The sequence below is a fragment of the Chromobacterium violaceum ATCC 12472 genome (assembly GCF_000007705.1).
Taxonomy (GTDB): Bacteria; Pseudomonadota; Gammaproteobacteria; order Burkholderiales; family Chromobacteriaceae; genus Chromobacterium; species Chromobacterium violaceum.
The window spans coordinates 1,144,568-1,163,917 of record NC_005085.1; the positions used below are offsets into that span (position 1 = coordinate 1,144,568).

13 protein-coding genes, 2 tRNA genes and 3 rRNA genes are annotated in these 19,350 nt (G+C 60.4%); 16 read left to right on the forward strand and 2 right to left on the reverse strand.

From position 1 onward, the window contains the following. The first annotated feature begins 407 nt into the window (after positions 1-407). From CV_RS05380 to CV_RS05455, 16 genes are all read left to right on the forward strand, one after another. Positions 408-1,436, forward strand: a complete 1,029-nt coding sequence (locus CV_RS05380) for an ABC transporter permease subunit (RefSeq protein WP_011134653.1) — start codon at positions 408-410, stop codon at positions 1,434-1,436. Positions 1,437-1,449: 13 nt separating this feature from the next. Further along, positions 1,450-2,370: an ABC transporter permease subunit gene (locus CV_RS05385; RefSeq protein WP_011134654.1), complete on the forward strand. Its 921-nt coding sequence runs from the start codon at positions 1,450-1,452 to the stop codon at positions 2,368-2,370. Positions 2,371-2,380: 10 nt separating this feature from the next. Then, positions 2,381-3,361 (forward strand): ABC transporter ATP-binding protein, encoded by a 981-nt coding sequence (locus CV_RS05390; RefSeq protein ID WP_011134655.1) that lies wholly within the window; start codon positions 2,381-2,383, stop codon positions 3,359-3,361. Then, positions 3,354-4,325, forward strand: a complete 972-nt coding sequence (locus CV_RS05395) for a peptide ABC transporter ATP-binding protein (RefSeq protein ID WP_011134656.1) — start codon at positions 3,354-3,356, stop codon at positions 4,323-4,325. The genes CV_RS05390 and CV_RS05395 overlap by 8 nt, the downstream gene beginning before the upstream one ends. A 111-nt stretch (positions 4,326-4,436) precedes the next feature. Then, the gene (locus CV_RS05400) at positions 4,437-4,847 is read left to right on the forward strand and encodes a VOC family protein (RefSeq protein WP_011134657.1); all 411 of its coding nucleotides are present in this window, start codon (positions 4,437-4,439) and stop codon (positions 4,845-4,847) included. A 92-nt stretch (positions 4,848-4,939) separates the two neighbouring features. After that, positions 4,940-5,470 (forward strand): pantetheine-phosphate adenylyltransferase, encoded by a 531-nt coding sequence (coaD, locus tag CV_RS05405; RefSeq protein ID WP_043595562.1) that lies wholly within the window; start codon positions 4,940-4,942, stop codon positions 5,468-5,470. 80 nt (positions 5,471-5,550) lie between these two features. Further along, the gene (locus CV_RS05410) at positions 5,551-6,495 is read left to right on the forward strand and encodes a class I SAM-dependent methyltransferase (RefSeq protein WP_011134659.1); all 945 of its coding nucleotides are present in this window, start codon (positions 5,551-5,553) and stop codon (positions 6,493-6,495) included. A gap of 233 nt (positions 6,496-6,728) precedes the next feature. After that, the gene (gene gltS / locus CV_RS05415; protein ID WP_011134660.1) at positions 6,729-7,931 is read left to right on the forward strand and encodes a sodium/glutamate symporter; all 1,203 of its coding nucleotides are present in this window, start codon (positions 6,729-6,731) and stop codon (positions 7,929-7,931) included. Positions 7,932-8,057: 126 nt separating this feature from the next. Further along, positions 8,058-8,420: a thioredoxin gene (trxA, locus tag CV_RS05420; protein ID WP_043595566.1), complete on the forward strand. Its 363-nt coding sequence runs from the start codon at positions 8,058-8,060 to the stop codon at positions 8,418-8,420. A gap of 117 nt (positions 8,421-8,537) precedes the next feature. Continuing rightward, on the forward strand, positions 8,538-9,089 hold the full coding sequence (locus CV_RS05425) for a glutathione peroxidase (protein WP_052262797.1): 552 nt from the start codon (positions 8,538-8,540) through the stop codon (positions 9,087-9,089). Between the two features lie 370 nt (positions 9,090-9,459). Further along, positions 9,460-10,995, forward strand: a 16S ribosomal RNA gene (locus tag CV_RS05430). Between the two features lie 182 nt (positions 10,996-11,177). Further along, a tRNA-Ile gene (locus CV_RS05435) sits at positions 11,178-11,254 on the forward strand. An 86-nt stretch (positions 11,255-11,340) separates the two neighbouring features. After that, positions 11,341-11,416 (forward strand) — tRNA-Ala (locus tag CV_RS05440). Positions 11,417-11,670: 254 nt separating this feature from the next. Then, a 23S ribosomal RNA gene (locus tag CV_RS05445) occupies positions 11,671-14,559 on the forward strand. 124 nt (positions 14,560-14,683) lie between these two features. Beyond that, positions 14,684-14,798: ribosomal RNA gene (gene rrf, locus CV_RS05450) — 5S ribosomal RNA — on the forward strand. The 16S, 23S and 5S rRNA genes sit together here with 2 tRNA genes alongside, the layout of an rRNA operon. Before the next feature lie 60 nt (positions 14,799-14,858). Then, positions 14,859-15,878 carry an ion channel gene (locus CV_RS05455; RefSeq protein WP_218567068.1) on the forward strand — a complete coding sequence of 340 codons (1,020 nt, stop codon included), beginning with the start codon at positions 14,859-14,861 and terminating at the stop codon, positions 15,876-15,878. Positions 15,879-15,994: 116 nt separating this feature from the next. Here the strand turns inward: CV_RS05455 and CV_RS05460 are convergent, their stop codons facing one another. Next, positions 15,995-17,788, reverse strand: coding sequence for an ATP-binding protein (locus CV_RS05460; RefSeq protein WP_011134665.1), 1,794 nt, complete (start codon positions 17,786-17,788; stop codon positions 15,995-15,997). Between the two features lie 100 nt (positions 17,789-17,888). Next, positions 17,889-19,229 (reverse strand): CDP-diacylglycerol--serine O-phosphatidyltransferase, encoded by a 1,341-nt coding sequence (gene pssA, locus CV_RS05465; RefSeq protein ID WP_011134666.1) that lies wholly within the window; start codon positions 19,227-19,229, stop codon positions 17,889-17,891. Positions 19,230-19,350 lie beyond the last annotated feature (121 nt).

Below are 19,350 nucleotides of genomic sequence, written 5' to 3' on the forward strand. Positions count from 1 at the left end.
TCAAACAAGGCGTAACCGTAATCGGCGGCGGGGCGACAGCCCCGTCCGCCTGGCGTAAGTGCCGCCGCGTCCAGTCCTCCGGCAGAGAGGGCGGCCGCCGCGGCATGGCAGTGTCTGCACAGGAATTGGTTAGAGGAAGGGACGACGGTCGGCCGGCGGTGACGGCGGTTTGACCTGCGTCAAGCGGGACGGGACAGGGCGCTGCTATTGTCTGTCCTGCCGCGACAGTGGATGCAGCTAATGCTGGTGGGTGGTTTAGTTGCCAGTCCGCTGTCCGGCACCCCGGTCTCTCTCTCTTCGCGCCTTCACGGCGCGTCTTGCGTTTCTACCTTTCCTGTACGGATTCCTTGCACGCGATGTCTAGGTCTGAGGACGCCGCGCGTAGCGCGCGTCCGGGAGAGGTTTCCATGTTTTCATTCATCTTGCGGAGGCTGGGCCTGCTGGTGCCCACCTTCTTCGGCATCACGCTGCTGACTTTCGCGCTGATCCGCCTGATCCCCGGCGACCCGGTGGAGGTGATGGTGGGCGAGCGCACGCTCGATCCCCAGATGCATGCCGAAGCGTTGCACCGGCTGGGGCTGGACAAGCCGCTGTACGCGCAATACTTCGACTATGTCGTCAATCTTCTGCACGGCAATCTCGGCGAATCGCTGGTGACCAAGACCAGCGTCTGGACCGAGTTCAAGACCCTGTTCCCCGCCACGCTGGAACTGGCGCTGTCCGCGCTGCTGTTCGCCATGGTGTGGGGGCTGCTGGCCGGCGTGCTGGCCGCGATCAAGCGCGGCTCGCTGTTCGACCACGGCGTGATGGGCATTTCGCTGACCGGTTTCTCGATGCCCATCTTCTGGTGGGGTCTGATCCTGATCATGTTCTTCTCGGTCAAACTGGGCTGGACGCCGGTATCGGGCCGCATGGACCTGATGTTCGACATCCATCCCAAGACCGGCTTCATGCTGATCGACAGCTGGCTGGCCGAGTCCGCCGATCCCGAGGGCAACGCCGGCGCGTTCCGGAGCGCGCTGTCGCACCTGATCCTGCCGTCCATCGTGCTGGGCACCATTCCGCTGGCGGTGATCGCGCGGATGACCCGCTCGTCGATGCTGGAAGTGCTGCGCGAGGACTACGTCCGCACCGCGCGCGCCAAGGGCCTGTCGCCGGCGCGCGTCATCTTCATCCACACCCTGCGCAACGCGCTGATCCCGGTGCTGACCGTGATCGGCCTGCAGGTGGGCACGCTGATGGGCGGCGCGGTGCTGACCGAGACCATCTTCTCCTGGCCCGGCATCGGCAAGTGGCTGATCGACGCCATCGCCCGCCGCGACTACCCGGTGGTGCAGAACGGCATCCTGATGGTGGCCACGCTGGTGATCGTCACCAACTTCGTCGTCGACATCCTGTACGGCATCGCCAATCCGCGCATCCGTCACGCCAAGTAAGCAGGGACGCAATATGAGCCAAACCAATCAAACCGCGGCCGCGCAGACGGCCGATCTGGCGCTGTCCTATCCGTCTCCGCTGAAGGAGTTCTGGCAGGGCTTTTCCCACAACAAGGGCGCGGTCGCCGGCCTGGTCTTCGTGCTGTTCATCGTCGCCTGTGCGCTGTTCGCGCCGCTGATCGCGCCGTACAGCCCGATCGAGCAGTACCGCGACCACATGCTGACCCCGCCGGCCTGGGAGGCCGCCGGCAGCGCGCAATTCCTGTTCGGCACCGACGAGCTGGGCCGCGACATCCTGTCGCGCCTGATCTACGGCGCGCGGCTGTCGCTGTTCATCGGCCTGATGTCGGTGCTGATGGCGCTGGTGCCGGGCGTGATCCTGGGCCTGTTGGCGGCGTTCTTCCCCAAGGCGCTGGGCGCTTCCATCATGCGCTTGATGGACATCATGATGGCGCTGCCATCCTTGCTGCTGGCCGTGGCCATCATGGCCATCCTCGGCCCGGGCCTGACCAACGCGATGATCGCCATCGCCACCGTGTCGCTGCCGGCCTATGTGCGCCTGACCCGCGCGTCGGCGATGACCGAGCTGAACCGCGACTACGTGGTGGCTTCGCGCGTGGCCGGCGCCGGCCTGATGCGCCTGATGTTCGTCACCGTGCTGCCCAACTGCATGGCGCCCTTGATCGTGCACGCCACCATGAGCTTCTCCTCCGCCATCCTCGAAATCGCCGCGCTGGGCTTCCTGGGCCTGGGCGTGCAGCCGCCGACCGCCGAGTGGGGCACCATGCTGGCCTCGGCGCGCGACTACATCGAGAGCGCCTGGTGGGTGGTGACCTTGCCGGGCCTGACCATCCTGCTGTCGGTGCTGGCGATCAACCTGATGGGCGACGGCCTGCGCGACGCGCTGGACCCGAAGCTGAAGCGCGCCGCCTGAGGATAAGAACATGAGTCTGTTGCAAATCAAAAACCTGTCCGTGGAGTTCGGATCGGAGAAGAACCCGTTCCGCGCGGTGGAAGGGCTGGAGCTGAGCGTCGCCCAGGGCGAGATCGTCGGCATCGTCGGCGAGTCCGGCTCCGGCAAGTCGGTGACCATGATGGCGATGATGGGCCTCTTGGAAGGGCAGGGCCGCATCGTCGCCGACCAACTGACCTTCGACGGCAAGGACCTGCTGACCATCTCGGCGCGCGGCCGCCGCAAGATCGTCGGCAAGGACATCTCGATGATCTTCCAGGATCCGATGACCGCGCTGAACCCCAGCTACACCGTCGGCTACCAGATCATGGAAGTGCTGAAGGTGCACCAGGGCTTGCGCGGCGCGGCGCTGAAGGCGCGCGCGCTGGAGCTGATGCAACTGGTGGAGATCCCGGCGGCGGCGACGCGGCTGAACGCCTATCCGCACCAGTTGTCTGGCGGCATGAGCCAGCGCGTCGCCATCGCCATGGCCATCGCCTGCAATCCCAAGCTCTTGATCGCCGACGAGCCGACCACCGCGCTCGACGTCACCATCCAGGCCCAGATCATGGAACTGCTGGTGTCTTTGCAGAAGAGCCAGAACATGGCGCTGATCCTGATCACCCACGACCTGGCCGTGGTGGCCGAGGTCGCGCAGCGGCTGGTGGTGATGTACGCCGGCCAGGTGGCCGAGATGGGCACGGTGCCGGAGATCTTCCGCCATCCCGCTCATCCGTACACCGAGGCGCTGCTGTCGTCGATTCCCGAGCACAGCAAGGGCGCGCGCCGCCTGGCGACGCTACCCGGCATCGTGCCCGGCCAGTACGACCGGCCGAGCGGCTGCCTGTTGTCGCCGCGCTGCCCGTACGCGCAGGACAACTGCCGCGGCCAGCGGCCCGGATTGACCGCCCACGAGCATGGCGCGGTGCGTTGCCACTACCCGTTGCTGGCCAAGGAGAAGCAGCATGGCTAAGGTTTTGCAGGCGGGGGATCTGACCCGTTACTACGATGTGGCGCAGGGCCTGTTCAAGCCCAAGGCGCAGGTGAAGGCGCTGGCCGGGGTATCGTTCGAGCTGGAGGCCGGCCGCACGCTGGCGGTGGTGGGCGAGTCCGGCTGCGGCAAGAGCACGCTGGCGCGCCAGCTGACGCTGATCGAGCAGCCGACCTCCGGCTCGCTGATCCTGGACGGCCAGGATGCGGCCAAGGCCGGCGGCGCCGAGTTGAAGGCGATGCGGCGCAAGGTGCAGATGGTGTTCCAGAACCCCTATGGCTCCTTGAATCCTCGCCAGAAGATCGGCGACCAGCTGTCCGAGCCGCTGCTGATCAATACCGACTTGTCGGCGAAAGAGCGGGAAGAAAAGGTGCGGGCGATGATGGCTCGCGTCGGCCTGCGCCCGGAGCACTATTTCCGCTACCCGCACATGTTCTCCGGCGGCCAGCGCCAGCGCATCGCCATCGCCCGCGCCATGATGCTGAACCCCAAGATCGTGGTGGCGGATGAGCCGACTTCGGCGCTGGACGTGTCGATCCAGGCGCAGGTGCTCAACCTGTTCATGGATCTGCAGGAGGAGTTCAACACCGCCTACGTGTTCATTTCGCACAATCTGGCGGTGGTGGAGCACGTGGCCAACGACCTGATGGTGATGTACCTGGGCCGCGCGGTGGAGGTGGGTGACAAGGCCCGCGTCTACGAGCGCCCGCTGCATCCGTACACCCAGGCGCTGCTGTCGGCGACGCCGTCCATCCATCCGGAAGACCGCCGCATCAAGATCAAGATCGAGGGCGAGCTGCCCAGCCCGCTGAATCCGCCGTCCGGCTGCGCCTTCCACAAGCGCTGCCCGCACGCCAATGAGCGCTGCAAGGCCGAGGTGCCGCAGCTGCGCGAACTGGATCAGCGCATGGTGGCCTGCCACCGCGCGGAAGAGATCAACGGCTGAGACCAAATCGGCACTGGAGGCCCGCGGCGCGCGTCGTCGCGGGCCTTTTTCATTTCAATGTCCTGAAGCCCGGGCGTACACTGGCTTTCCCACCCCTAGCGGAGACTTGCCATGCATGTGTATCCGTATCTGAACTTCAACGGCGGCCGCGCCGAGGAGGCGCTGAATTTCTACCGCGAGGCGCTGGACGGCGAAATCGCCATGCTGATGCGCTACGCCGACGCGCCCAAGGACATGCCGCCGATGGGCGACATCGACCCAAGCTGGGTGATGCACGCCAGGCTGACGTTCGGCGCCAATGTGCTGATGATTTCCGACACCGACCGGCCGATGGCATCCGGCCAGCAGATCACCCTGTCCATCAACCTGGAGGGCGACACCGCCGCGGCGGAAAGGGTTTTCGCCGCCTTGAGCAAGGGCGGCCAGGTGACGGTGCCGCTGGGCAAAACATTCTGGAACGCGCTTTTTGGCTGTTTTAGTGATAAATTCGGCGTCAACTGGATGGTCAATTGTCAATTATGACCTTTTCTTGACGGCCTTCCCGGCGCGGCTGTTTTTTGCCGCGCCGCACAAAAAATCCTTTACCACCCCTCTCAACGCAAGATACATTCGGCATGGAGCACACAATCAAAGCCAAAGGAAAACGCCAATTGAAACGAGCCGTCTATGCCGGCAGCTTTGATCCGGTGACCAACGGCCACCTGTGGATGATACGCGAGGCGGTGGAGCTGTTCGACGAGCTGATCGTCGCGGTGGGCGTCAATCCGGACAAGCATTGCACTTTCAGCGTCGACGAGCGGGTCGCGCTGCTGCGCGAAGTGACTTCGGGCTTCAGCAAGCTGCGGGTCGACGTCTTCGAGAATCAGTTCCTGGTGAATTACGCGCAGAGCGTCGGCGCCAACTACATCGTGCGCGGCATCCGCACCGCCAGCGACTACGAGTACGAGCGCACGATGCGCTACATCAATTCCGACCTGCATCCGGACATCACCACGCTGTTCCTGCTGCCGCCGCGCGAATACGCGGAGGTGTCGTCGACCATGGTCAAGGGCCTGATCGGCCCGCGCGGCTGGGAAGGCGTGATCCGCCAGTATCTGCCGGAGCCGGTGTACCGCAAGATGCTGTCGATGTACTCCGAGCAATAGCGCCTTATAATGCCGGTTTGAACACCGTGCCGCGCCAGCCCAGGCTGGCGCGTTTGTTTTGCAGCAATCGAGGATACGCCATGCAGGACGTCAGCGCCTTCGCCAACCGTCTGGCCAAGAACTACAAGCATTACGCCAAATGGGCGCGCCGCCAGGGGCTGGACGCCTGGCGCGTCTACGACAAGGACGTCCCGCAGTTCCCGTTCGCGGTGGACATCTATGGCTCGCGCGTCCATCTGCAGGAATACGATACCGGCTGGGAGATGGACGACGACGCCTACCGCGCGTGGATAGACGCCGTGGTCGCCGCCATCGCGCAGGTGGCGGGCATTCCGGCCGCCGCGGTCACGCTGAAAAACCGCCGCCGGCAGAAGGGCGTCAGCCAGTACGAGAAGGTGGGCGCGGAAGGCGAGGACTTCATCGTCGAGGAGTTCGGCCAGCGCTTCATCGTCAATCTGGACCAGTACCTGGATACCGGCCTGTTCCTCGACCACCGCAATACCCGCCAGCGCGTGCGCGAGGAGGCGGCCGGCAAGCGTTTCCTCAATCTGTTCGCCTATACCGGCAGCTTCACCGTCTATGCCGGCGCCGGCGGCGCGCTCAGTTCGGAGACGGTGGACATGTCCAATACCTATCAGGACTGGTCGCGCCGCAATTTCGAGCTGAACGGGCTGGATCTGGGCAAGCACCAGCTGGTGCGCGCCGATGTGTTCCAGTATCTGGAAGAGGCGGTGGACGCGGGCAAGCAGTTCGATCTGATCGTGATGGATCCGCCCACTTTCTCCAATTCCAAGAAAATGCGCGACATCCTCGACGTGCAGCGCGATCACGTCTGGCTGATCGACTATGCGATGGCGCTGCTGGCGCCGGGCGGCTGGCTGTACTTTTCCAACAATCTGCGCACCTTCCAGCTGGACGAGCGTCTGCATCAGGATTACCGGATACGCGACATCAGCGCGCAGTCGGTGCCGGAAGACTTTCGCAATCGCAAGATCCACCAGTGCTGGCGGATAGATCGGGTTTGATCCGTCATCCTGTTGATTGTAAATAGTTTTTACTCGAACTTTCCTCCGTTTCTCCGCTCCCATCACCCAGCGCGTTTCCGCATGGAGCCGCCGACCAGCCAGCCGGCGGCCATGGCGCCGCCTCGCCGCGCAAGCGGCGGGATGTGGAGCGCCTCCATGCCTTCCTGCCTCATCGGTTTGCCTGCGTCGCGCAGCGGGCGCGTTTTCGCTCGAAAACGACAATAGGAGAACCGATGATCCAACTCGATTTCTACGGCACGCTGGTGGCCGCCTCGCTGGTCCTGCTGCTGGGCCGCAAGTTGGTCGCCCATACCGGCGCGCTGTGCACCTACAACATTCCCGAGCCGGTGGCCGGCGGCCTGGTGGTGGCCGCCGTTCTGCTGGCGTGGCGCCAGTTTTCCGGCGTGGAAGTCCGTTTCGACGCCTCATTGCAAACCCCGCTGATGCTGGCCTTCTTCGCCGCCATCGGCCTCAATGCCAACCTCGCCAGCCTGAAACACGGCGGCAAAACGGTGGGCGTCTTTCTCGGCGTGGTGGTCGGCCTGTTGCTGGTGCAGAACACCCTGGGCGTGGCTGTGGCCAGCGCGCTGGGCCTGGATCCGCTGATGGGACTGCTGGCTGGCTCCATCACCTTGTCCGGCGGCCACGGCACCGGCGCAGCGTGGAGCGGCACCTTCGCCGACAAGTATGGCCTGGCCTCGGCCGCGGAACTGGCGATGGCGTGCGCGACTTTCGGCCTGGTATTGGGCGGGCTGATCGGCGGCCCGGTGGCGCGCTTCCTGGTCAAGCGGGTGAAGGCGCCGGGCGCGGAGCACAACGCCGACCAGCCGCCGCAGGGGTTCGAGCAACCGGACGCGCAGCGGCTGATCACGCCGCACTCCTTCATCGAAACGCTGGCCTTGATCGCCGTCTGCTTGCTGGGCGGCACCTTCATCGCTTCGCTGCTGAAAGGCACGGCGTTCGAACTGCCGACTTTCGTCTGCGTGCTATTTGTCGGCGTGCTGATCAGCAATGGCCTGGCCGCGTTGGGCTGGTACCGGATCTTCGAGCGCGAGGTGTCGGTGGTGGGGAACGTCAGCCTGTCGCTGTTCCTGGCGCTGGCGCTGATGTCGCTGCGGCTGTGGGATCTGGCCGCGTTGGCGTTGCCCATCTTCGCGCTGCTGTTGTTGCAGACGCTGGCGATGGCGCTGTACGCGGTGTTCGTCACTTTCCGCGTGATGGGCCGCAACTACGACGCCGCGGTGCTGGCCGCCGGCCACTGCGGTTTCGGCCTGGGCGCCACGCCCACCGCCATCGCCAATATGCAGGCGGTGACCGAACGCTTCGGCCCATCGCATCTGGCCTTCCTGGTGGTGCCCATGGTGGGGGCGTTCTTCATCGACATCGTCAACGCCATCGTGATCAAGCTGTATCTGGCTCTGCCGTTCATCGGCTAGCCGACTATCGGCAGGATTGAAAAATACAACCGGGATCATGCCTTGCAATGACTCCGGCCCGCTCATATCTTGGACTCAGACGGCCCGCGCCTGGCGGGCCTAACGATTCATAGAAAGAGAGCCGCCATGTCCTATGTCAACCTCACCGCCGACAACTTCAATGCCAATATGAAGGAAGAAGGGCTGGTCATCCTGGATTTCTGGGCGCCCTGGTGCGGCCCGTGCAAGATGTTTGGCCCGGTGTTCGAGGCCGCCTCTGAAAAACACGCGGACATCGTGTTCGGCAAGATCAATACCGAAGACGAGCGCGACCTGGCCGCCCACTTCAACATCCGCTCCATTCCGACGCTGATCGCGGTCAAGGATGGCGTCATGGTGTTCAATCAGGCCGGTGCCATGATGGCCGGCCAGTTCGAGCAACTGATTCAAAGCTTGCGCGATCTGGACATGGACAAGGTGCGGGCGGACATCGCCAGCCAGCAGGAATGACAGGGCGGGGGCATCCGCCTTCGCAATGTGAGACGATAGGGCAATGCATGGGCGCATTGCCCTATTCTTATATCAAGCAAGCGCCGAGCTATGGGCTGGCTCGGCAGGGAGAACGCCATGAAACGCTGGGGAGCCATGTTGATGCTGTGGGGGCAGGCCGCGCTGGCCGCGTGTCCGGCCCTGTTGAACCACTCCGTGCCGGGGCTGATGGGCGGGCAGATCAATCTGTGCCAGTACGCCGACCGGCCGCTGCTGGTGGTGAACACCGCCAGCCATTGCGGCTTCACGCCGCAGTTCACGCAACTGGAGTCGCTATACAAGCAGTATGGTCCGCGCGGGTTGATGGTGATCGGCTTTCCCAGCAATGATTTCTTCCAGGAGCTGGACAAGCCTAGCGAGATCGGCGCCTTCTGCCAGGCCAATTACGGCGTGACCTTTCCGATGGCGGGCAAGGGGCATGTTCGAGGCGCCGATGCCCAGCCTTTGTTCAAGGATCTGATCGCCGCCACCGACGACGCGCCGTCGTGGAACTTCCACAAGTACCTGATCCTGCCCGGCGCCAGCAAGGTGATCAGCATCGGCACCCGCACCAAGCCGGATGCGCCGGAGGTGGTCAACGCCTTCCTGCCTTACTTGCAGCCGGAAACCCAGGCTGCGGCCAAGCCCTGAGCGTATTTCACCCGCTGTTCGAACGCCGCCCTGAGGCGGCGTTTTGCGTTTTGATGAAAACTTCCATGCCTTCAATCATTGCAAATCAATGACTTGTGGCAAAGTGGCGAAGAAAGTTCATTTTTTCTCGCAAAAGGTGTTGACGGGTTTGGGGTCGGGGCGTATAGTTCGCCTCCTCAGCTGACGCAGCGAACGAAACAGCGGAAACGAAACGGTTCCGCAGCGACGACGCAGCGACCGGCACTGCTCTTTAACAGAATGAATAACCGATAGGTGTAAGTGCTTGGCGAAAGCCGAATACTTGCACTGCAAGAGATAGGAAATACCAGTTATTTCTTTGAACTTGCGTGCCAGAAATTGCTAAGAGATTGAACTGAAGAGTTTGATCCTGGCTCAGATTGAACGCTGGCGGCATGCTTTACACATGCAAGTCGAACGGTAACAGGGTGCTTGCACCGCTGACGAGTGGCGAACGGGTGAGTAATGCGTCGGAATGTACCGTGTAATGGGGGATAGCTCGGCGAAAGCCGGATTAATACCGCATACGCCCTGAGGGGGAAAGCGGGGGATCGAAAGACCTCGCGTTATACGAGCAGCCGACGTCTGATTAGCTAGTTGGTGAGGTAAGAGCTCACCAAGGCGACGATCAGTAGCGGGTCTGAGAGGATGATCCGCCACACTGGGACTGAGACACGGCCCAGACTCCTACGGGAGGCAGCAGTGGGGAATTTTGGACAATGGGGGCAACCCTGATCCAGCCATGCCGCGTGTCTGAAGAAGGCCTTCGGGTTGTAAAGGACTTTTGTCAGGGAGGAAATCCCGCTGGTTAATACCCGGCGGGGATGACAGTACCTGAAGAATAAGCACCGGCTAACTACGTGCCAGCAGCCGCGGTAATACGTAGGGTGCGAGCGTTAATCGGAATTACTGGGCGTAAAGCGTGCGCAGGCGGTTGTGCAAGTCTGATGTGAAAGCCCCGGGCTTAACCTGGGAACGGCATTGGAGACTGCACAGCTAGAGTGCGTCAGAGGGGGGTAGAATTCCACGTGTAGCAGTGAAATGCGTAGAGATGTGGAGGAATACCGATGGCGAAGGCAGCCCCCTGGGATGACACTGACGCTCATGCACGAAAGCGTGGGGAGCAAACAGGATTAGATACCCTGGTAGTCCACGCCCTAAACGATGTCAACTAGCTGTTGGGGGTTTGAATCCTTGGTAGCGTAGCTAACGCGTGAAGTTGACCGCCTGGGGAGTACGGCCGCAAGGTTAAAACTCAAAGGAATTGACGGGGACCCGCACAAGCGGTGGATGATGTGGATTAATTCGATGCAACGCGAAAAACCTTACCTGCTCTTGACATGTACGGAACTTGCCAGAGATGGCTTGGTGCCCGAAAGGGAGCCGTAACACAGGTGCTGCATGGCTGTCGTCAGCTCGTGTCGTGAGATGTTGGGTTAAGTCCCGCAACGAGCGCAACCCTTGTCATTAGTTGCCATCATTCAGTTGGGCACTCTAATGAGACTGCCGGTGACAAACCGGAGGAAGGTGGGGATGACGTCAAGTCCTCATGGCCCTTATGAGCAGGGCTTCACACGTCATACAATGGTCGGTACAGAGGGTTGCCAAGCCGCGAGGTGGAGCTAATCTCAGAAAACCGATCGTAGTCCGGATCGCACTCTGCAACTCGAGTGCGTGAAGTCGGAATCGCTAGTAATCGCAGATCAGCATGCTGCGGTGAATACGTTCCCGGGTCTTGTACACACCGCCCGTCACACCATGGGAGTGAGTTTCACCAGAAGTGGGTAGGCTAACCGCAAGGAGGCCGCTTACCACGGTGGGATTCATGACTGGGGTGAAGTCGTAACAAGGTAGCCGTAGGGGAACCTGCGGCTGGATCACCTCCTTTCTAGAGACTGGCGATTGCCAAGTACTTACAGCCTATCGGTTATTCAAGTTAAGGGCATTTTCGATGAAAATCTGCGCAGCTCTGCGTTGAAAGCCTCCTCGTGTACTCGATGTACACGTCGTCAGCTTTCGCCTGGATCTGCTTGATTTTGATCGAAAAGGATGTGGTATCAAACGACTACTGGGTTTGTAGCTCAGCTGGTTAGAGCACTGTGTTGATAACGCAGGGGTCGTAGGTTCGAGTCCTACCAGACCCACCAGTATTTTTTGGGTCAGGCAAGGCGCGAAGAAGCGAAGTGTGCTCATGCACATGAGCGACTGAGCAACGCAGCATCACCCAAAAAGAGGGGGATTAGCTCAGTTGGGAGAGCACCTGCTTTGCAAGCAGGGGGTCGTCGGTTCGATCCCGTCATCCTCCACCATACGCCGCAAACAAAATCGAATTGAGAAGTTTGATTTTGTTTGCGTTGTTGAAACGCCCGATCTTTAACAAACTGAAGAAGCCGAATATATAAGACGGCGAGATGAAAGCGTAGAGTTAACTCTTTACGCGGACAAATCGTCATCTTGGGTATTTGATTGTATCTAAGGCTGCGTCGCCATATCAAAAGGGGCGGTGCAGTCGTCGCACAAACACGCTCCGTCGTTTTGGTGATTTAGGTTACTGAAATGATAGGGTCAAGCGACTAAGTGCATCTGGTGGATGCCTTGGCGATCACAGGCGATGAAGGACGTGTAAGCCTGCGAAAAGCGCGGGGGAGCTGGCAATAGAGCTTTGATCCCGCGATGTCCGAATGGGGAAACCCCTCCGCAAGGAGATCCCTGACTGAATACATAGGTCAGTGGAGGCGAACCGAGTGAACTGAAACATCTAAGTAACTCGAGGAACAGAAATCAACCGAGATTCCGTAAGTAGTGGCGAGCGAACGCGGAACAGCCTGTACGTGTTATGGATTGTGTTAGTGGAAGGTTATGGAAAGGACCGCCATAGTGGGTGATAGCCCCGTACACGAAAACACATTCCAAGGACTAGGCGTACGAGAAGTAGGGCGGGACACGCGAAATCCTGTCTGAAGATGGGGGGACCATCCTCCAAGGCTAAATACTCGTGATCGACCGATAGTGAACCAGTACCGTGAGGGAAAGGCGAAAAGAACCCCGGGAGGGGAGTGAAATAGAACCTGAAACCGGATGCATACAAACAGTGGGAGCGGACTTGTTCCGTGACTGCGTACCTTTTGTATAATGGGTCAGCGACTTACGTTCAGTAGCAAGCTTAACCGAATAGGGGAGGCGTAGGGAAACCGAGTCCGAATAGGGCGTCTTAGTTGCTGGGCGTAGACCCGAAACCGAGTGATCTATCCATGGCCAGGATGAAGGTGCGGTAACACGCACTGGAGGTCCGAACCCACTAGTGTTGCAAAACTAGGGGATGAGCTGTGGATAGGGGTGAAAGGCTAAACAAACTCGGAGATAGCTGGTTCTCCCCGAAAACTATTTAGGTAGTGCCTCATGTATCACTTCCGGGGGTAAAGCACTGTTATGGCTAGGGGGTCATTGCGATTTACCAAACCATGGCAAACTCTGAATACCGGAAAGTGCGAGCATGGGAGACAGACGGTGGGTGCTAACGTCCATCGTCAAGAGGGAAACAACCCAGACCGCCAGCTAAGGTCCCAAATGATCAGTTAAGTGGTAAACGAAGTGGGAAGGCCTAGACAGCCAGGATGTTGGCTTAGAAGCAGCCATCATTTAAAGAAAGCGTAATAGCTCACTGGTCGAGTCGTCCTGCGCGGAAGATGTAACGGGGCTCAAACTGATAACCGAAGCTGCGGATGGGCACGTAAGTGTCCGTGGTAGGGGAGCGTTCTGTAGGTCTGTGAAGGTGTCTCGTAAGGGATGCTGGAGATATCAGAAGTGCGAATGCTGACATGAGTAGCGATAAAGCGGGTGAAAAGCCCGCTCGCCGAAAGCCCAAGGTTTCCTACGCAACGTTCATCGGCGTAGGGTGAGTCGGCCCCTAAGGCGAGGCTGAAAAGCGTAGTCGATGGGAAACGGGTTAAAATTCCCGTACTTTTGTGTAGTGCGATGTGGGGACGGAGAAGGTTAGGTCATCAGACTGTTGGAATAGTCTGTTTAAGCCGGTAGGCGTGAGGGGTAGGCAAATCCGCCCTTCTTTAACGCCGAGACGTGATGACGAGGGTCTACGGACCTGAAGTGACTGATACCACGCTTCCAGGAAAAGCCACTAAGCTTCAGCTACACAAGAACCGTACCGCAAACCGACACAGGTGGGCAGGATGAGAATTCTAAGGCGCTTGAGAGAACTCAGGAGAAGGAACTCGGCAAATTGATACCGTAACTTCGGGAGAAGGTATGCCTCTTAGAGTGTAGGACTTCGCGTTCGAAGCTTTGAGAGGTCGCAGAGAATCGGTGGCTGCGACTGTTTAACAAAAACACAGCACTGTGCCAACACGAAAGTGGACGTATACGGTGTGACGCCTGCCCGGTGCCGGAAGGTTAAGTGATGGGGTGCAAGCTCTTGATCGAAGCCCCGGTAAACGGCGGCCGTAACTATAACGGTCCTAAGGTAGCGAAATTCCTTGTCGGGTAAGTTCCGACCCGCACGAATGGCGTAACGATGGCCACACTGTCTCCTCCTGAGACTCAGCGAAGTTGAAGTGTTTGTGAAGATGCAATCTCCCCGCTGCTAGACGGAAAGACCCCGTGAACCTTTACTGTAGCTTTGCATTGGACTTTGAACAGACTTGTGTAGGATAGGTGGGAGGCTTTGAAGCCAGGACGCTAGTTCTGGTGGAGCCGTCCTTGAAATACCACCCTGGTGTGTTTGAGGTTCTAACCTTGGTCCGTGATCCGGATTGGGGACAGTGCATGGTAGGCAGTTTGACTGGGGCGGTCTCCTCCCAAAGTGTAACGGAGGAGTTCGAAGGTTACCTAGGTACGGTCGGAAATCGTGCTGATAGTGCAATGGCAAAAGGTAGCTTAACTGCGAGACCGACAAGTCGAGCAGGTGCGAAAGCAGGACATAGTGATCCGGTGGTTCTGAATGGAAGGGCCATCGCTCAACGGATAAAAGGTACTCCGGGGATAACAGGCTGATACCGCCCAAGAGTTCACATCGACGGCGGTGTTTGGCACCTCGATGTCGGCTCATCACATCCTGGGGCTGTAGCCGGTCCCAAGGGTATGGCTGTTCGCCATTTAAAGTGGTACGTGAGCTGGGTTCAAAACGTCGTGAGACAGTTTGGTCCCTATCTGCAGTGGGCGTTGGAAGTTTGACGGGGGCTGCTCCTAGTACGAGAGGACCGGAGTGGACGCACCTCTGGTGTACCGGTTGTGACGCCAGTCGCATTGCCGGGTAGCTAAGTGCGGAAGAGATAACCGCTGAAAGCATCTAAGCGGGAAACTTGCCTGAAGATGAGACTTCCCTGGAGGCTTGACCTCCCTGAAGAGTCGTTCGAGACCAGGACGTTGATAGGTCGGGTGTGGAAGCGCTGTGAGGCGTGAAGCTAACCGATACTAATTGCTCGTGAGGCTTGATCCTATCATTTGAGTGGCTTGGAGAATCCAAGGCGCGAAGATAGCGTGTGTGCGACACGATCAGATACCGAATATTCAGAATCAGAGAGGATCTCTGGTTCAGGCTTCTTGAGTTTGACCAGTTTATGTCTGGTGGCCATAGCGAGGTGGTCCCACGCCTTCCCATCCCGAACAGGACCGTGAAACGCCTTAGCGCCGATGATAGTGTGGCATTCGCCATGTGAAAGTAGGACACCGCCAGACGCCCCATACGCAGAACCCCAGCTCAGACGAGCTGGGCTTTGCGCATTCCGGCGCAGGACATTGCGCCGCGCCAATCCTGCCCCGACCGGTCACCGGCGGGGCTTGGCCGTTTCCTGGCTGCATCGGCAATCATTGACGCCGACCTGCCTCGCTCACACAATCAGCCATTCACATTTCAAGGAAGCTTTGATGGCTCCTCGCAGCAGCAAGCCGGCGCGGCGGATAGAGGCGGGCGGCCGCAGCCTGTTCATCCACAGCCAGCCGCGCCACTCCCTGCACGATCTCTATCACTACTGCATGACCATCAGTTGGCCGCAGTTCTATTTGTTCATCGCGATGTCCTTCATCGCATTGAATCTGTTGTTTGCCGGTCTCTATCAACTCCAGCCTGGCGGCATCGCCAACCAGTTTCCGCAAGGGTTCCTCGGCGCCTTTTTTTTCAGCGTCGAAACGCTGGCCACTGTCGGATACGGCGACATGCATCCGCAGACGCTGTATACCCATTGGATCTCGATGCTGGAAATCTTCATCGGCATGATGAGCATCGCGTTGATCACCGGCGTGACCTTTGCCCGTTTTTCGCGGCCCAGGGCGCGCATCGTGTTTACCGGCAACCCGGTGGTCAGGCCATTGAATGGCGAGCAGGTGTTGATGCTGAGGGCAGCCAATGCCAGAAACAATGTAATCATCGATGCCAGCGCCCGCCTGAGGTTGCTGCAGCATGAGGTGACCGCTGAAGGGACGGCATTCCGCAAACTGTATGATCTGGCGCTGGTGCGCGACCAGCATCCGATGTTCGTGCTGGGCTGGACGCTGGTGCACAAAATAGACGAGGGCAGTCCCTTGTACCAGCGCGATGCGGCGTCCTTGGCCGTGGCCAGGGCGCAGCTGATCCTGTCCATCAACGGCATTGACGAAACCACCATCCAGCCCATGGTGGCGCGGCATACCTTCTCGCATCAGGATATCCGCTGGAATCATGCTTTCGCCGACCTGATCTACACCGATGAGGATGAAAACGATCATGTCGACTATCAGCGACTGCAGGAAGTGAGTCCATTGCCGCCAAAAGAGGAGTAAATGGCGATTGCCTGCTCATAAGCCGATACTCTGCGGCAAGAAGGCACACTCATGTCGATGGCATGGAGTGGCCATGGCGATCTGCCACTTGTCCCGCTCTGCTGGGGGTATCGAAATCAGCCCTGGTTCGCCGGGAACGTGATGATGAAGGCTGCGCCCTGGCCAGGCTCGCTTTCCAGCCGGATCTGCCCCTTCAGAATGACCTGGACGATGTTGTGGACCAGGGCCAGGCCCAAACCCACGCCGCCTTGCCCCATTCGGGTGGTGAAGAATGGGTCGAATACCCTGCTTTGCAGCTCCTGGGTGATGCCTTTTCCATCGTCCGAGTAGATCAGGATCAGTTCTTCCTGATCGCGGCGGATGTCGATGCGGATGCAGCCGACGCCTTTTTCCTCGAAGCCGTGGGTCAGCGAGTTGGCCACCAGATGGGAAAGCAGTTGCTCCAGCGCGCTGGGGTAATTCTCAATGACCAAGCGGTCCGGAATCCGCAGCTGGACGTCGATATCAGGATGGTGTTCGGGCGGCAGCAGCGTTTGCAGCAGCCTGGAAATGATCTGTGCCGGATGGAAGCTGCGTCGCGGCTGATCGAGCTGATCGACGGCGATCTGCTTGAAGCGGCCGATCAGGTCGCCAGCCAGTTCGCTGTTGCGTTGCAGGAGCTCGCAGCTCTCTGCCGCCTTCTGCAGAAAACTCTGCAAGCCTTTGCGAGAAAGCAGCCGGTCGGTATCGGCCTTGGCGATGGCTGCCACGTCAGCCTGTATCTGCGACGAACATAGCAGGATGTTGCCTATCGGCGTATTCAACTCATGCGCCATGCCTGCGACCATTCTTGCCAGCGCCGCTTGTTTCTCGGCGATGCTGATCTGCTGCATCGCTTTTTTCAGCTCGGCTGTGCGGGCGGCCACCCTCTCTTCCAGATGGCTGTTCAAAAGCTGCAGCTCCGCCTCGGCTTCCTTGCGTTCGGTGATGTCGGAGTAGGTGCCTATCATCCGCAGCGGCCGTCCTTGAATGTCCAGGCTGACAACCATGCCGCGTCCCAGCAGCCAGATCCATTCTTCTCCCTTGCGGAAACGGTGCTCGGTGACAAAGGAGCCCTCGGGTTGCCGCAGGTAGCCGGCCAGCTCGGCCTGCACGGTGGGGCGCTCATCCGGGTGGATGCCGGTCTGCCACAGCTGGAAGCCGGCGATTGCCTCCGGAGCGGTCAGGCCCAACAACTGCCGGCAGCGGCTGGAAAAGAAGATGCTCCCGTTGGAGATGTCCCAGTCCCAGACGCCGTCGCCTGCGCCTTCGAGCGCGAAGTGCCAGCGTTCTTCGCTCTCGCGCAGCGCCTGCAGCGCTTTTTGCTCGCCGGCCCTCAGCAGTTCGAACTCGCGGCGGACCCGCTCCGCTTCTTCGGCGCGCAGCGCGGCATCCTCTTGGGCGCGGGCCTTGTCGTTGTAGATCTGCCTGAGATCGCGCTCGACCATGGCGCGGAATTGCGCCAGCAGCTGCCGGTAGGTGGCGTTGTAGGCGTTTTCTTCGACATCGAGCACGCAAATGGTGCCGAACACGTCCTGGTTGGGCCAGACCAGGGGCATCCCCATGTAGGAGATCATGCCCAGCTTGATGTCCGGATTGTGGTCCCAGGCGGGATCCGTCAGCGCGTTGGGAACGATGAGTTCGCCGCGGCGGGCCATGACGGTTTCGCAGTAGAGCCCGGTGCCCAGATCGGCGAGCTCGTCTTCCTCGTAGGGGTTGCCTTTGCTGCGGCTAGACAAGAAGACCTTGATCTGCGGCGGCTGCGCCCGCATGATCAGCGCGGCCGGGATGCGGACCAGCTTGGCCAGCAAATCCAGCACCTCCTGCCATTTCTCGGCGTAATCATGGCCGACGGCCAAGCTGCGGGTTTCCACATTGACGGCTGCGCGCATCGCCCTCTCCACAGGGACTCCGGTTCTCCGCTTAATCATAGCCGAGGGCGGCAAAAAGCCCCGGCAAGCGGGGCTATGGGGTGAAGGGGCGGGACGGCGCTTACAGCATCAGATTCAGCATCCGGTCTATCCGCACCCGGCTCAGGCGGGTGAGCAGTTTCTTGATCTGTTCCGGATAGGCGCGCACGTCCTCCAACTGGCGATAATGGCTCAACTGGGTGGTGTGGCGCAGGATGCTCTGCTGTTCGGCCGCGCTCTGCCCGCGCAGCGCGCCCTGCGGGTCGCGCAGCAGCAGCGCGTTTTCCAGATCCAGCCGGAAGGCGCGCGGATTCAGATTGTTGCCGGTCAGCAGGATGAAGCGGTCATCGCTCCAGATGCCCTTCAGATGATAGGTGTTGTCGCCATCTTTCCACAGGCGGACACGCAGCTGTTCCCGGCTCAGGTACTGGCGCTGGCGCTTGGCGAAGCGGCGCAGGTTCATCTCGTACAGGTAGGGCAGCGCGCCGATCACGCGGAACGGCTGCTCGGGCGGGATGTAGAAATCGTTGGCGGTCTTGTCGCCGACCACGATGTCGATTTCCACGCCGCGGCGCAGCGCGCGGTTGATTTCCAGCACCACCGCGCGGGGGAAGTTGAAGTAAGGCGTGCATATGAACAGGCGGCGCTGGGCGCCGGCGATCACGTCCAGGATCGCGCGATTCAGCCGGTTGCCCTTGCCGATGCCGACGATGGGGCTGATCGCCAGCTCGTCCGGAGCCGCATGCGCGGATCCGGGGCGGTACTGGCTGTGGGACAGCTTGTCGCGTAGCTGGCGGATTTCCTTGCGGATGCTGCGGGTGGACGGCGTCGGCTTGTCCAGGCGGAATACGGCCGGGTCGTTGAAGAACTGCTCGGCCATGAAGCCCGCCATCGCGTCCGCCAGCTCCGGGCTGCGGATCAGGTGGTAGCGGTCGAAGCGGTATTTGTCCAGCTTGTGCAGATAGACGTTGTTCAGGCTGGCGCCGCTGTAGAAAACGGTATCGTCTATGACGAAGCCTTTCAGGTGCAGCACGCCGAACAGCTCGCGCGTTTGCACCGGCACGCCGTAGATCGGAATGTCCAGCTCGCGGCGCGCGGCTTCTTCGCGGTACCAGCTGGCATTGCAATGCGACTGGTCCTCGCCGATGCGGCCGCGCTGCGCGCGGTGCCAGTCCACCATCACCCTCACGTCCAGTTGGGGATTCCGCTGTTTGGCCCGGTACAGCGCATCCAGCATCTCCTGGCCGGCCTCCTCGTTTTCCAGGTACAGCGCGCAGATGTAGACGCGCCGCGTCGCCGCCGCGATGGCCTCCAGCAAGCGCAGGCGGAAATCGGCCGTCTGCAGCAGGGTGGTGAAGTCCTCGGGCCGCAAGGGAAACCAGGGCAGGCGGGACAGCGTGGGTCGGTTGAGCAGGATTGCCATGAATGCGCAGTGGAATGACGTTCAATCGGCGAATCGTAGCACCGTTTGAGTGGTTTGGGGGAGTGCCCGACCGGCCGCGGTGACATGGGTCAAGCGGCCTGAGCGGGAGGGACGCGCCTGG

Excerpts from the sequence above, each read along its gene's own strand:
- CV_RS05410 (WP_011134659.1), top strand. The coding sequence starts at position 5,551 with ATGCAGGACGTCAGCGCCTTCGCCAACCGTCTGGCCAAGAACTACAAG.
- CV_RS05400 (WP_011134657.1), top strand. The coding sequence starts at position 4,437 with ATGCATGTGTATCCGTATCTGAACTTCAACGGCGGCCGCGCCGAGGAG.
- CV_RS05395 (WP_011134656.1), top strand. The coding sequence starts at position 3,354 with ATGGCTAAGGTTTTGCAGGCGGGGGATCTGACCCGTTACTACGATGTG.
- trxA (WP_043595566.1), top strand. The coding sequence starts at position 8,058 with ATGTCCTATGTCAACCTCACCGCCGACAACTTCAATGCCAATATGAAG.
- CV_RS05390 (WP_011134655.1), top strand. The coding sequence starts at position 2,381 with ATGAGTCTGTTGCAAATCAAAAACCTGTCCGTGGAGTTCGGATCGGAG.
- CV_RS05460 (WP_011134665.1), bottom strand. The coding sequence starts at position 17,788 with ATGCGCGCAGCCGTCAATGTGGAAACCCGCAGCTTGGCCGTCGGCCAT.
- CV_RS05385 (WP_011134654.1), top strand. The coding sequence starts at position 1,450 with ATGAGCCAAACCAATCAAACCGCGGCCGCGCAGACGGCCGATCTGGCG.
- coaD (WP_043595562.1), top strand. The coding sequence starts at position 4,940 with ATGGAGCACACAATCAAAGCCAAAGGAAAACGCCAATTGAAACGAGCC.
- pssA (WP_011134666.1), bottom strand. The coding sequence starts at position 19,229 with ATGGCAATCCTGCTCAACCGACCCACGCTGTCCCGCCTGCCCTGGTTT.
- CV_RS05425 (WP_052262797.1), top strand. The coding sequence starts at position 8,538 with ATGAAACGCTGGGGAGCCATGTTGATGCTGTGGGGGCAGGCCGCGCTG.
- CV_RS05380 (WP_011134653.1), top strand. The coding sequence starts at position 408 with ATGTTTTCATTCATCTTGCGGAGGCTGGGCCTGCTGGTGCCCACCTTC.
- gltS (WP_011134660.1), top strand. The coding sequence starts at position 6,729 with ATGATCCAACTCGATTTCTACGGCACGCTGGTGGCCGCCTCGCTGGTC.